Here is a 13,119-nt window from a genome sequence, read left to right as displayed (position 1 = left end):
TTAGCCGTCGCTTATGGAGATGTCATGTCCCGCGGGAGCGTCCCTCGGCCTGTGGACGAGGGACGCAGACATCTGGCGGTTTCACGCCGCCTTCTGTTTCGGCATGAACCGGCCGTAGAAAGTCTCCCCCTTCGCCGCCATGTCGCGCAGCAACTGCGGGGGCTCGAAGCGCGAGCCGAACTTCGCCGCGAGCCTGTCGCAGAGCGCCACGAAAGCCTTTGCGCCCATGCCGTCGATGTAGGAGATCGTGCCGCCGGTGAAGGGCGCGAAGCCGAAGCCGAGGATGGAGCCGACGTCCGCCTCGCGCGGATCGGTGACGACGCCCTCCGCCATGGTGCGCGCCGCCTCCACCGCCTGAATTACGAGCAGCCGGTGCTTCAGCTCCTCTATGTCGATCGTGTCAGGATCGAGCTGATTTTCCGCGAGGGCGGAAAGGCCGGGCCAGAGCGATTTCTTGCCGTCGGCGGGATAGTCATAGAAACCCTTGCCATTCTTGCGGCCGAAGCGACCCTGCTCCTCGACCATGTAACGCAGCACGCGCTCCTGACGCGGATCGACCGCCTTCTCGCCCAGATCCTTCTTCGCGGCGCAAAGGATTTTCCAGCCGAGGTCGAGCGCGACTTCGTCGTTCAACGACAGCGGTCCCACAGGCATGCCGGCCATGCGCGCGACATTCTCGATCATCGCCGGCGGCACGCCTTCGGTCAGCATGATCTGGCCTTCGCGCACGAAGTTCAGCACGCAGCGATTGGCGTAAAAACCGCGCGTGTCGTTGACGACGATCGGCGTCTTCCTGACGATCCGCACGAAATCGAGCGCCGTCGCCAGCGCGCGGTCGCCCGTCTTTTCGCCCATGATCACTTCCACGAGCAGCATCTTCTCGACCGGGGAGAAGAAGTGAACGCCGATGAAATTCTCCGCCTTCTGCGAGGTCTCGGCGAGCGATGTGATCGGCAGCGTCGAGGTGTTGGAGGCGAAGATCACGTCCCCGCCCACCACGTCCTGCGCGCGTTTCGTCACATCGGCCTTCACCGCGCGGTCCTCGAACACGGCTTCGAGCACGAGATCGCAGCCCTTGAGCGACGCATAGTCGGCCGTGGCGTTCACCCGAGCCATCAACGCCTCCTTGTCGGCGGCGGTCGCGCGGCCTTTCATGACGGAGCCGGAAATGAGCTTGTCGATGACCGCCTTGCCCTTGTCGGCGCTCTCCTGATCGCGATCGATCAGGACGACGTCGAGGCCATTGAGCGCGCTGACATAGGCGACGCCGGCGCCCATGAAGCCCGCGCCGATAACGCCGATCTTCCTGAGATTGGTCGGCGGAACATTCGCCGGACGATGCGCGCCCTTCTCCAACTCGCCCTTGGAAAGAAACAGCGAGCGAATCATCGCCGCGGCTTCCTTCGAGCGCAGGATATGCGCAAACCAGCGCGCCTCGACCGTCAGCGCCTGATCCATGGGCAATTGCAGGCCTTCGTACACGGCGTGCAGAATGGCCCTTGCGGCGGGATAGTTGTTGTATGTCTCGCGGCGCAGGATGGCGTTGGCGGCGGGCCAGATCATCATGCCCGTCGGCGAGAAAACCTTGCCGGACGGGTTCTTGAAGTCCTTCGCGTCCCATGGCGCGAGCGCCTTGCCGCCATTGACGATCCATGCCTTTGCGCGATCGACGATCTCCGCTTTCGGCGCAATCTCATGCACAAGCTTCGCGCCGAGCGCCGCCTTCGGCTTGACCTGATCGCCCCGGAACAGGAACTGAAGCGCATCGCCGGTCTGCATGATGCGCGCGACGCGCTGCGTGCCGCCGGCGCCGGGGAAGAGGCCGACCTTGATTTCCGGCAGGCCGACTTTCGTTTTGTCGTCATCCGCCATCACGCGATAATGGCAGGCGAGCGCGAGTTCGAAGGCGCCGCCGAGGCACACGCCGTGAATGGCGATGGCGAAGGGTTTGCCGCAGGTCTCGAGTTTCCGATAGAGCAGGGAGAGCCGCCGCGCATTCTCGAGGAAAAGCCTGTTCGCCGCTTCCTCGCCCTGCTCCTTCAGCGCCCTCGCGTATTGCGCGGCGCCCTGCTGCAGCATGGTCAGATCCGCCCCGCCGGAAAAGGCGCTCTTGCCGGACGCAATCACGCAGCCCTTGATCGCGGCGTCGCTCGCGACCTTGTCGACGACCTGTTCGAGTTCGTTCATCACTTCGGGTGTGATGACGTTCATCGAGCGCTCGGGCATGTCCCATGTCAGGAGCGCAACGCCGTCGGCGCCGGTCTCGAAGCGGAAATTGACGAGGTTCATTGACTGCTCCCAAAATTCTTCTCAAGCCGCTTTCGAGCCTCGTCCTTCGATACGCCGCGCTTCGCGGGCTCCTCAGGATGAGGCTCGAGAGTGTTTCCTCATCCTGAGGAGCGAGCGACGCTCGCGTCTCGAAGGACGAGGAAACGCCGCATTCACACCCGCTCGATGATCGTCGCCGTGCCCATGCCGGCGCCGATGCAGAGCGTCACCAGCGCGATGGATTTGCCCGAGCGCTCCAGTTCGTCCATCGCCGTTCCCATCAGCATGGCGCCCGTCGCGCCGAGCGGATGGCCGAGCGCGATAGCGCCGCCATTGACGTTCACTTTCGCTGCGTCGAGATCGAAAGCCTGCAGATAGCGCAGCACGACCGCCGCGAAGGCTTCATTGACCTCGAACAGATCGATGTCCGCAAGCGACATGCCCGCGCGCTTCAGCACCTTCTTCGTCACATCGACGGGGCCGGTCAGCATGATCGCGGGTTCGGAGCCGATATTGGCGAAGGCGCGGATGCGCGCGCGCGGCTTCACGCCGATCTTCTCGCCGGCTTCCTTCGAGCCTACGAGCACGGCGGCCGCGCCGTCGACGATGCCCGACGAATTGCCGGCGTGATGCACGTAGTTGAGCTTCTCGATTTCAGGATAGGCCTGTATCGCGACGGCGTCGAAGCCGCCCTGTTCGGCATAGAAGGCGAAGGAGGGCTTCAGGCTCGCGAGCGACTGCATGTCGGTTCCCGGCCGCATATGTTCGTCGCGGTCGAGGATCGTTATGCCGTTCACGTCCTTCACGGGCGTGATGGATTTCCTGAAGCGCCCTTCCTCCCACGCCTTCGCGGCGCGCCCTTGGGATTCGACGGCGTAGGCGTCGACGTCGTCGCGGGAGAAACCGTATTTCGTCGCGATGAGATCGGCGGAAACGCCCTGCGGCATGAAATAGGAGGGAATGGCGATCGTCGGATCGACGGGCCAGGCGCCGCCCGAGGCGCCGATGCCGACGCGGCTCATGCTCTCGACGCCGCCGCCGATCGCGAGGTCATGCTGGCCCGACATGATCTCGGCTGCGGCGAAATTCACCGAGTCGAGCCCCGAGGCGCAGAAGCGGTTGATCTGCACGCCGGGAACCTTGTACGAATAGCCCGAGGCGATAGCCGCTGCGCGGGCGATGTCGCCGCCAGCTTCGCCGACGGGGTCGACGCAGCCGAGGATGACATCGTCGACTTCGGGGCCGGCGAGATTGTTGCGCTCCCTGATCGCCTTCAGCGCCGTATTGGCGAGGCCGAGCGAGGAGACTTCATGCAGCGAACCGTCCGGCTTGCCGCGTCCGCGCGGCGTGCGCACGGCGTCGTAGATGTAGGCTTCGGGCATGGGGTCTCCTCAGATGGGCGCATGGCGACGCGCGCGCCTCACGCGCCGCCTTATTTCCTAGAACATGTCCTCGGGTAACGACATCATCGTGTCGGCCCCGGTCGAAATGCGCGCGAGGCGCAGGCTCGTCTCGGGCAGCATGCGCTCCATGTAGAAGCGCGCCGTCGTGAGCTTTGCGTCCATCCACGCGGCCGCGTCTGGCTCGCGGGCCTTCTTCTCGATCGCCGCACGGGCGATTCTCACCCACATCAGCCCGAGCGCCACGCGGCCGAAGAGATGCATGTAGTCGTAGGACGCGGCGCCGGCGTTGTCGGGCTTGGCCATGGCGTTCTGCATCAGCCACATGGTCGCCTTCTGCAGGTCGCCGAGCGCCGATTGCGCCGGCGTCACAAAGGGCTTCATCGCTTCATCGCCGCTGAGCGAACCGAGAAATTCGGCCGAGTCCTTGAAATAGGCCATGATCGCGCGGCCGCCGTCTCGCGGCAGCTTGCGGCCGACGAGGTCGAGCGCCTGAATGCCGTTGGCGCCCTCGTAGATCATGGCGATGCGGGCGTCGCGGACGAACTGCTCCATGCCCCATTCGCGGATATATCCGTGACCGCCGAAGACCTGCTGCGCCTTCACGGCGTTGTCGAACCCGACATCCGTGAAGACGCCCTTCAGCACCGGCGTCAGCAGGCCGAGGCGATCCTCCGCCGCCTGACGCGCCGCCGGATCGTCGGAACGATGGGCGATGTCGCTGTCGAGCGCCGCCGCGAGCGCGAGGCCGCGCGCCGCCTCGTTGAACGACCTGATCTCGAGCAGCATGCGGCGGATGTCGGGATGCACGATGATCGGATCGGCGTTCTTGCCGGGGTTCTTCGGCCCGGTGAGCGCGCGGCCCTGCAGGCGCTCCCGCGCATAGGCGACGGCGTTCTGATAGGCGACCTCGGACTGGGAGAGGCCTTGCACGGCGACGCCCAGCCGCGCCTCGTTCATCATCACGAACATGGCGTTCAGGCCACGATTGGCCTCGCCGACGAGAAAGCCCTGCGCGCCGTCGTAGTTCATTACGCAGGTGGCGTTGCCGTGGATGCCCATCTTTTCTTCGATGGAGCCGCAGGCGACGCCATTGCGCGCGCCGAGCGAGCCGTCCGGGTTCACCAGAATCTTCGGCACGATGAAGAGCGAAATGCCCTTCACGCCGGCCGGGGCGCCCTCGATCCGGGCCAGCACGAGATGTATGATGTTTTCGGCCAGATCATGCTCGCCGGCCGAGATGAAGATCTTCTGACCGGTGATCGAATAGCTGCCGTCGGCGCGCGGGACGGCCTTGGTCGTGAGCAGGCCGAGGTCCGTGCCGCATTGCGGCTCGGTCAGGTTCATCGTGCCGGTCCAGCGGCCTTCGGTCATTTTCGGCGCGTAGAGGCGCTTCTGTTCGTCGGAGCCATGGGTCAGCAGCGCCGCGAGCGCGCCCTGCGTCAGGCCGGGATACATGGCGAAAGCCATGTTCGCCGAGGAGGCGAATTCGCTCATCGGCATGGTCAGCGTATAGGGTAGGCCCTGTCCGCCATATTCTTCCGGCACGGGCAGGCCGATCCAGCCGCCCTGCGCATAGGCGTCGAAGGCCGCCTTGAAGCCCGGCGGCGCAGCGACGCTTGCGTCAGGCTTGCGCGTGCAACCCACGGCGTCGCCCGACTGGTTCAGCGGCGTGAGAACCTCCTCGCAAAGCTTCCCCGCCTCGGAGAGAATCTGCGCCGCCACGTCCGGGGTGACATCCGCGAAACCGGGAAGACTTCCGAACTGCTGGAAATTCAGCACGTCGTTGAGGAGAAAAAGCGTGTCGTCGACCGGCGCCTTATAGCTCGGCATATACGCCTCCTTGAAAGTCAACGCTTTTCCGCCGCGCCGCGCGCGCCGGCGAAGCGCCGACGCGTCATAGGTAGATAGGCGAGCGGAGCCGCGCAATAGGCGGTGAACGTCGCTCACAACTCTTGATGCGGCGGCAGGATAGATGTTTCAATGGTTAAGCTTACGAATCACAGCCACGGCAGGGTCGGCCGCAAAGGTGAATGAAACGGCGCCGGTTGAGCTAAATCTTAACCGCTTATTTACCTTGATTGACGGAAAGTCGTCGCCGTTGGCGCCCCGCGCCCCGAGTTAAGCGCGATTCGCGCGGTTTCGAGTCGGTTCCCTTCGTCTCTTCAACATCTTGCCCACGGGCCTCGACCCGCCGGACACCCACATGACCAAGGCTCTTTCGCGCAATCTCCGTGGCCTCGATTACGACACGCGCGAGGCGGCCCGGGCGGCCGCGCGCCGCTCTGGAAAGAGCCTGGGCGACTGGCTCGACGACGCGATTCGCGAGAAAGCGGACGAACTCCCGGAGGAGGATTTCGACTCCGACGAGGATGGCGACGGCGACCGTCTCGACGCCGCCGCGCGCCGGCTCGCCCGTTCGCGGCGCGAGCCCGAGCCGCCGCGCGAAACCCGCCGCTGGCGCGACGACGCCGAGGATCGTCGCGAAGCCTCGCAGCGGCGCCAAAGCCGCCGGGAGCCGGAATTCGACCATGAGCCGCGCCACAAGGAGCCGCGCGGCGGCTCGCATCGCGGTCGGGAGCGCCGTGACTGGGAAAGCGAGGGCGACGCTCCGCGCCGCTGGCGCGACGAGGAGCCGCCGCGGATCGATCCGCGCGCGATTGTCGACGACGCCGCCGCCATCGTCGAGAAGCGCCTCGCCGAGAGCGAGCGCCAGACCGCCCGCGCGCTCGACAATCTCGCGGGGCTCATCAAGCGCAGCCAGCGCCGCGACGACGGCGCGGACGTCAAAAAGGTGATCGCCGCCTTCGCCCAGCGCACGGAGGAAAGCGAGCGCCAGACCGCCCATGCCCTGAACGACATCGCCGCCGTTCTCGAAAACGGCCAGCGCGAACGCGACGCGGCCGAGAGCGGGATCGCCGCGCTCGCCGACAGGCTCGGCCGCATCGAAAGCCGGCTCAGCGAGCAGCCGGGCGCGAACGCCACTGTTCGTCCGATCCGCAGCGCGCTCGCGCGTCTCGAGTCACGCCTCGACAAGCTGTCGAGCGAGGATCGCACAGCTGACTTCGAGGACGCGTTGAGCGGACTCGACAAGCGCCTCGCCGACATCGCCCGCCGGCTCGACGAGGACGCCCGCGAACGCGAGGAGCGCGAGCGCCAGGCCAGGCTCGCGCCAGTCGCGCCGCCCGCGCCCGCGGCTCCGCAGCCGGTCGCGCCCGCCCTCGACATGAACGGGGCCAGCGCCGCCGCGCTGGAGCAGGGCCTGCGCCGCGTCGAGCCGCGCACGCGCCGTCCGCTCGTCGACGCCATCGCCGAAATCACGCAACGACAGCGCGTTCTCGACGAAGACATCGTCCGCGCCAGCGCGCCGATTCCCGCCCCCGTTCCCGAGCCGGACGTCTGGGGCGGCGAGCCGCCGGCCCAGCGCTTCGCGTCCCTGCAGGCGACGCTCGACGCGATCGCGCAACAGCTCGACACGGTTCGTCAGGACTCCGGCGAACGCGCCGACCAGCAGATGGTCGTCATGCGCCAGGTCGAAGGTCTTCGGCGCGAGGTCGAGGACATGTCGCGCGCCATCGACGATCTCGCGCCGCGCGCCTCCGTCGCCGCCGTCGAAACCGCGCTGCGCGATCTCGCGCATCGCATCGAGTCGCAGCGCCATCGTGGCGTCGCCGACGATCTCCTCGCCCCGGCCGAGCGCATTGCCGGCGAATTGCGCGCGGTGATCAGGGAGCTCGATCCGAGCCCGATCGTGCGTAACCTTCATGCCGATGTGGAAACCATCGGCCGCCGTCTCGACGCCATGCAGGCGTCGAACCCCGACGATTCGATCGCCCTGCGCGAACTCTCCCTGCAGACGCGCGAATTGTCGGAGCAGACGCACGAAATCAAGCAGCAGCTTTCCGCGCTGACTGCGCGCCCCTTGCCGCTCGAAAAGCTCGAGACGCGGCTCTTCGATCTGAGCCAGCGCGTCGACGCTCTGGCGCTCGCCCACAGCAACGCATCCAAGGCCGCCGCCGCGCTCGACATGGGCGAACTCGTGCGCGCGATCCGCGCCATTGTCGCGGCGGAGACGGGCAGCGGCTTCGAGACCTTCAATCATCGTCTGGAGCAGCTCGCCGGCAAGCTCGACGACGCCGTCGCGCGCGTCGGCGGCAAACGCTTCGACGAACTCGGCGAGCGCATCGACGCGCTCGGCAAGTCGCTCGCGCAGCGCATCGACAAGAGCGCCGCGCAGCAGAAGCCCGTGGATACGGGGCCGCTGGAGCAGCTCGTCGCCAAGCTCGCCAAGAAGATCGACTCGGCGCTCGATCATAAATCCCACGCGCCGGCCTTCGAGGAAATCGGCCGCAAGATCGAGCGTCTCGAAACCCGCTTTGCCGATCCCGCGCCCAAGGAATCCATCGCCCGCATCGAGGCGATGCTGGCGAAGCCTGTCGCCGACCGGCAGTTCGCCGAACTCGCCCAGCGCATCGACCTCGTGCACAAGACGCTGGCGCAGCGGCTTGAGCAGGGCGTCGGCCCGAGCGAAGCCGCCGACGTGCGCTACATCGAGGAGCTGGTGCGCGGCCTCGACCAGAAGATCGAGACCGCGCTCGAAGCGGGCGTGAGGCAGCCCGAGCTGCAGGCGATCGAAAACCAGATCGGCCAGCTCTCCCGCAAGATCGACCGGCTCGAGGACCCGACCGCCAATCCGAAGCTGGGCGCGCTGCTCGCGCGGCCGCAGCACAATCCGCAACTCGACGACATTTCCGATCGTCTCGAACGCATGCAGCTCGCGCTGGCTCAGCGCGCGGAAGAGGGCGCGCGCGTCGAGGCGCGTCAGAGCGATCTCGCGGCGCTCGTTTCGGAACTCGCCGACCGCATGAATCAGGCGCTCGATCCGCGCGACGACACGGCGGCGCTGAAAGCTCTGGAGAGCCAGATCGGCGCGCTGTCGCAGCGTCTCGACCGCAATGACCATAACGGCGCCGCGCTCGCCGCGATCGAATCGAAAATCGGCGCGCTCGTCGCCCAGATCGAGGACGCGCGCACGGCGACGACTCTCGCGGCCGAAGAGGCCGTCCGCCGCGCGACGCAGGACATTCTGCGCGAAGCGTCGAGCGCCGATCCCTCCGCCTTGCGCGCCGCGGTCGAACGTGAACTCACCGATATCCGCAAGACGCAGGACGAGAGCGGCCAGCGGACGCATGAAACGCTGCTCGCCGTGCATGAGACGCTGGAGCGCGTGGTCGACCGGCTCGCCATGTTCGAGGACGAGCTGAGCGAAATCCGCAGCGCGCCCGCGCCCGCGCCCGCCTCCGTCGCCGCGCCCGCGGCGCCTGCGCCTTCGCCTGCGCCCGAGCCCGTGACGGCGCCCCGGCGTCGCACGGAGGATTGGCCGGCCGTCAACTCGCCGCGCCAGCCCAACGCGCGCCTGATCGCCGAGCCCGCGGCGCCGGCGGCCGAGCCGCGCCGTGGCCGGGTGGAGACGAGCGACGACGAAGACCTGATGGACTTTCTGCTGCCGCCGGGCGGCGGCGGCGCGCGGCGCGAGTCCCCACTGTCCGCGCCCGCGTCGGTCGAGGAGGAGGAGGAGGAGGACGTCGCCCCGGTCGGCCCGCGTTCGGTGCAGTCGGACTTCATCGCCGCCGCCCGCCGCGCCGCCCAGCAGGCGGCGCTCGACGCCAGCGCCGCGGAGTCGCAGCACGCCCGCCGCGCCGCCGCGCGCGCCAGGGTCGACGCTCCCGAAGCCCGCGAAGGCGGGAAGATCGCGAAGTTCGGCTCGATCGGCGCCGCCATTCAGGAGCGCAAGCGCCCCCTGCTTCTCGGTCTCGGCGCGATCGTGCTGCTGATTGGCGCCTATCAGATCGCTCGCGTCAGCATCCAGGGCGTCGACAACGGCGCCTCGACCCATCAGGAGCATCAGGAGGCCGAAGCCGCCGCGCCGGCGCCGACGGCCGCCGACGCGGCTCCGAAGGCCGAGGCCCCCGAGACTCCGGCGGCGCCCGTCGCCACGCCGAAAGACGCGCCGCCGCCGCGCATGATCTCCCCGCCGCAGGCGACCGATCCGACAAAGCCTCAAACGCGCGGCGCCCCGCCGCGTATGATCTCTCCCCCGCGCGCCGAGGATTCGAGCCCCGCGCAGACGCCGGCAGGCGCCGCAAGCCTCGAAACGCCGGTCGATCCGACGCCGACCGGCGCGATCAGCCCCGCGCCGGTCAATCCGCTGTCCGCGACTGACGCGACCAACGCCATCAAGGCGCTCGCAGCCGGGGGCGACGCCGCCGCGCAGTACGAGATGGGCGTACGCTACGCCGATGGCCGAGGCGTCGGCCGCGACGCGCGGACCGCCGCGCAATGGTTCGAGAAGGCGGCGGCGCAGGGTCTTGCGCCGGCGCAGTATCGGCTGGGCTCGCTCTACGAGAAGGGCGTCGGCGTCGAGCGCGACTTTGCGAGCGCCAGGAAATGGTATCAATCCGCCGCGGAGGCCGGCAACGCTCGCGCCATGCACAATCTCGCCGTGCTTGTCGCCGAGGGCGGCGACGGCAAGCCGGATTACACGGCGGCGGCGCAATGGTTCCGAAAGGCGGCGGAATTCGGCGTTCGCGACAGCCAGTTCAATCTCGCGATCCTCTACGCCAGAGGACTCGGCGTCGAGCAGAACCTCATCCAGTCCTATCTCTGGTTCGCCGCCGCCGCCCAGCAGGGCGACGCCGACGCCGGCAAAAAGCGCGATGAGGTCGGGGCGCGGCTGGACTCGAAGGAACTCGCGACGGCGAAGGCGCTCGCCGAGGGCTTCCACGCCAGGGAGCCGATCCGCGACGCCAACGACGTGCTCCCTCCGAAACTCGGCGGGCAGGCGGTGAAGGACCCCGTGAAGGCGCCGGTCAAGCCGGCCGCGAAGGCCAAGGTTTCGCAGATTTGACGGGGCAGGGGCGACGGTTTTCGAGGCGTTAATGATTCGTCTACGAAATCGCTTCTATTGTCCTGATCCAGCGGGCCTGATGACCCTGTTGGAGAGTGAGAGATGAGAAAGACCCTCGCCGCCCTTCCCGCCGCTCTTGCGATCGGGACGCTTGCGCTGGCGCCGTCGACGCCTGCGCGGGCGGACTCCGCCGGCCCCGCCATTGCGGCCGGCATCGGCGGCTTCGCGCTCGGCGCCATCGCAGGCGGCGCGCTCGCCCAGCCGCGACCGCCCGTCGTCTACGCCGAGCCGGTCTATGTCGCCCCGCCGCCGCCTCCGCCGCATTGCTGGGTCGAGCGCCGTCCGGTGTTCGACGAATGGGGCTATCAGGTCGGCTTCCGCCCGCGCCGCATCTGCGACTGAGGCGCGACCGTCGCTGTGTCCCTTGGAACTCCCGCGGAGAAATTTGCGGGAGCTTTCGTTTTTGGCGCGCCTTCCATGAAAATTAACCATGTGCGAGGTAATCTCCCGGCATGAAGGCGAATCACCTGCTTGCGGCCGGGGCCGCGCTTCTCTTCGCTTCGGCGCCGGCGCGCGCCGACTGGTCCTCCTGTCTGGGCGGTCTGCGCCATTCGGCGGCCGGGGCCGGCGTGAGCCAGCAGACCATTGCTTCGGCGACCGACGGGCTGGAGCCCAATGACGCGGTCAGCTTCATGGACAAGCAGCCGGAGTTCACGACGCCGGTCTGGGATTATGTCGCGGGGCTCGTCGACGAGGAGCGCGTCGAAGAAGGCCGCGCCATGCTGCACAAGCACGCGGCCGCCCTGCACGCCGCCGAGAGCCGCTTCGGCGTCGATCCGGCGACCGTGGTGGCCGTCTGGGGCGTCGAATCCGATTTCGGCAAGAGTTTTGGCAAGCGGCCTGTGGTGCAGTCGCTGGCGACGCTCGCCTGCGAGGCGCCGCGCCGTAACGATTACTGGCGCAAGGAATTCGTCGCCGCGCTGAAGATTCTCGACAGCGGCGACATTCGCGCCGACGAATTCATGGGCTCATGGGCGGGCGCCTTCGGGCACACGCAATTCATGCCGTCGACATTTCTGGGCGCGGCGGTCGATCACGACGGCGACGGACGGCGCAACATCGCGAGCTCGGCCGCCGACTCGCTCGGCTCGACGGCGAATTACCTCCGCAGGAGCGGCTGGCGCTCCGGCGAGCGCTGGGGCTTCGAGGTGCGGCTGCCGGAGGGCTATTCGGGCCCGAGCGGCCGGACGCGCAAGCAGCCCATGTCCTTCTGGGAAGCGCGCGGGATCACGCGGCTCGACGGCGGCGGGCTGGGCGGCGGCTCGGCGGGGCTACTGTTGCCGGCCGGACGCAACGGCCCGGCCTTCCTGGTGACGAAGAATTTCGACGCGGTCTACGCCTACAACGCCGCCGAGTCCTATGCTCTGGCGATCTGCGTGCTCTCCGACCGCCTTCGCGGCCGCCCCGGCATCCAGACGCCCTGGCCGACGGACGATCCGGGCCTTTCGCGCGCCGAACGCCGCGAGTTGCAATCGCTGCTTATCCGCGCGGGTTACGAAGTTGGCGATCCTGACGGCGTGATCGGGACCAAGACCAAAGAGGCGATCGCCGACTTCCAGGGCCGCGTCGGCCTGCCGCGAAATGGCCGCGCGAGTCTGAAAGTGCTCAACGCGCTACGCGGGCGGTGAGCGAACCGGGCGATGACGCACCCGCCTCGCCGCTCAGTTCCAGCGTTCACTGGAAGGTGATCTGCGGTCTTCCATCCGAACGCGCAACAATTTAGAAGTTGAAGCACGTTCGGCGCGCCCGGAGTCGATGTGGAGTGGATGAACACGACGCATGCAAGACAGTCTGATTGTGTTCAACCATATTCCGAGAACCTCCGGTTCTTCGATCCACGCATCTTTCGACGCGGCGTTGAAATCGAGAAACTTTTTTGTTTTCAACGGATCTTTTGAAGACGAGCAGAGATTTGCCGCCGCCTTCAATGACAGAGTCGCGGGCGTCTTCTATACGGGTGGTCACATCGGGTTCAAACGTCTGCAAAAACTCGGTCTGCTGAGCGACGGGAATTTGCTGTTGTCGATCGTCCGCGATCCAGTCGAACGCATGCTTTCGCTGTATTACCTGATGCGGCGCAGTCCCGATTGGCAGCCGCACATCGCGGCACATGTCGGCGACAGGGATTTTGCCTATTATTACGACTTCTGTCGTGAGAAAGGCTTTCACACCGGCAACGCCCAGTGCCGGGCGATCGCCGGCGTCGAGAGCTTCGAGGCGGCGCGCGAAAGGGTTTCGCAGCATTATTCCCTCGTCGGCTGCCTGTCGCATGTGGCGATGACATACAACGCGCTGGAAGTGATTGTTCGCAACTTTTTGCCCGAATTCCGTTACCTCGGCCCCATGAACGAAGCCCCGAGAGACGGACAGACAATCAGCTCCGGACTGGCGGAGCGGATCAGGCAGGACAGCTCCGAAGACTGCCTGCTCGTCGATTTCATCGAACGCGATTGCGGCGGCCTGTTTTCCCGGTCGCTGTAGCGC

The 13,119-nt window shown here is 67.1% G+C and carries 7 protein-coding genes; 4 read left to right on the top strand and 3 right to left on the bottom strand.

Annotated elements, in window-relative coordinates; translation table 11 throughout:
• Positions 1–81: 81 nt before the first annotated feature.
• From LG047_RS06570 to LG047_RS06560, 3 genes are all read right to left on the bottom strand, one after another.
• Positions 82–2,289 carry a 3-hydroxyacyl-CoA dehydrogenase NAD-binding domain-containing protein gene (locus LG047_RS06570; RefSeq protein ID WP_227966013.1) on the bottom strand — a complete coding sequence of 736 codons (2,208 nt, stop codon included), beginning with the start codon at positions 2,287–2,289 and terminating at the stop codon, positions 82–84.
• A 152-nt stretch (positions 2,290–2,441) separates the two neighbouring features.
• Positions 2,442–3,650 (bottom strand): acetyl-CoA C-acetyltransferase, encoded by a 1,209-nt coding sequence (locus tag LG047_RS06565; RefSeq protein WP_227966012.1) that lies wholly within the window; start codon positions 3,648–3,650, stop codon positions 2,442–2,444.
• Positions 3,651–3,707: 57 nt separating this feature from the next.
• Positions 3,708–5,501: an acyl-CoA dehydrogenase C-terminal domain-containing protein gene (locus LG047_RS06560; protein WP_227966011.1), complete on the bottom strand. Its 1,794-nt coding sequence runs from the start codon at positions 5,499–5,501 to the stop codon at positions 3,708–3,710.
• Between the two features lie 373 nt (positions 5,502–5,874).
• Here LG047_RS06560 and LG047_RS06555 point away from each other — a divergent pair, with 373 nt between their 5' ends.
• The 4 genes from LG047_RS06555 (at position 5,875) to LG047_RS06540 (ending at position 13,116) form a co-directional block, all read left to right on the top strand.
• Positions 5,875–10,575, top strand: coding sequence for a peptidoglycan-binding protein (locus LG047_RS06555; protein ID WP_227966010.1), 4,701 nt, complete (start codon positions 5,875–5,877; stop codon positions 10,573–10,575).
• A gap of 102 nt (positions 10,576–10,677) precedes the next feature.
• Entirely contained in the window at positions 10,678–10,977 is a 300-nt protein-coding gene (locus tag LG047_RS06550; protein ID WP_036285794.1) for a hypothetical protein, read from the top strand.
• 110 nt (positions 10,978–11,087) lie between these two features.
• Positions 11,088–12,263 (top strand): lytic murein transglycosylase, encoded by a 1,176-nt coding sequence (locus tag LG047_RS06545; protein WP_227966009.1) that lies wholly within the window; start codon positions 11,088–11,090, stop codon positions 12,261–12,263.
• A gap of 151 nt (positions 12,264–12,414) precedes the next feature.
• Entirely contained in the window at positions 12,415–13,116 is a 702-nt protein-coding gene (locus tag LG047_RS06540) for a sulfotransferase family protein (protein WP_227966008.1), read from the top strand.
• Positions 13,117–13,119: the final 3 nt, after the last annotated feature.

This window comes from Methylocystis sp. WRRC1, assembly GCF_020733155.1.
Lineage (GTDB): Bacteria > Pseudomonadota > Alphaproteobacteria > Rhizobiales > Beijerinckiaceae > Methylocystis.
Note: the sequence above shows the minus strand (reverse complement) of the source record. Positions and strands in the feature narration are given on the sequence as shown.

What these genes read in the sequence shown, in the direction of transcription:
- LG047_RS06545 (WP_227966009.1), top strand. Translation starts at nt 11,088, where the DNA reads ATGAAGGCGAATCACCTGCTTGCGGCCGGGGCCGCGCTTCTCTTCGCT.
- LG047_RS06570 (WP_227966013.1), bottom strand. Translation starts at nt 2,289, where the DNA reads ATGAACCTCGTCAATTTCCGCTTCGAGACCGGCGCCGACGGCGTTGCG.
- LG047_RS06550 (WP_036285794.1), top strand. Translation starts at nt 10,678, where the DNA reads ATGAGAAAGACCCTCGCCGCCCTTCCCGCCGCTCTTGCGATCGGGACG.
- LG047_RS06565 (WP_227966012.1), bottom strand. Translation starts at nt 3,650, where the DNA reads ATGCCCGAAGCCTACATCTACGACGCCGTGCGCACGCCGCGCGGACGC.
- LG047_RS06560 (WP_227966011.1), bottom strand. Translation starts at nt 5,501, where the DNA reads ATGCCGAGCTATAAGGCGCCGGTCGACGACACGCTTTTTCTCCTCAAC.
- LG047_RS06540 (WP_227966008.1), top strand. Translation starts at nt 12,415, where the DNA reads ATGCAAGACAGTCTGATTGTGTTCAACCATATTCCGAGAACCTCCGGT.
- LG047_RS06555 (WP_227966010.1), top strand. Translation starts at nt 5,875, where the DNA reads ATGACCAAGGCTCTTTCGCGCAATCTCCGTGGCCTCGATTACGACACG.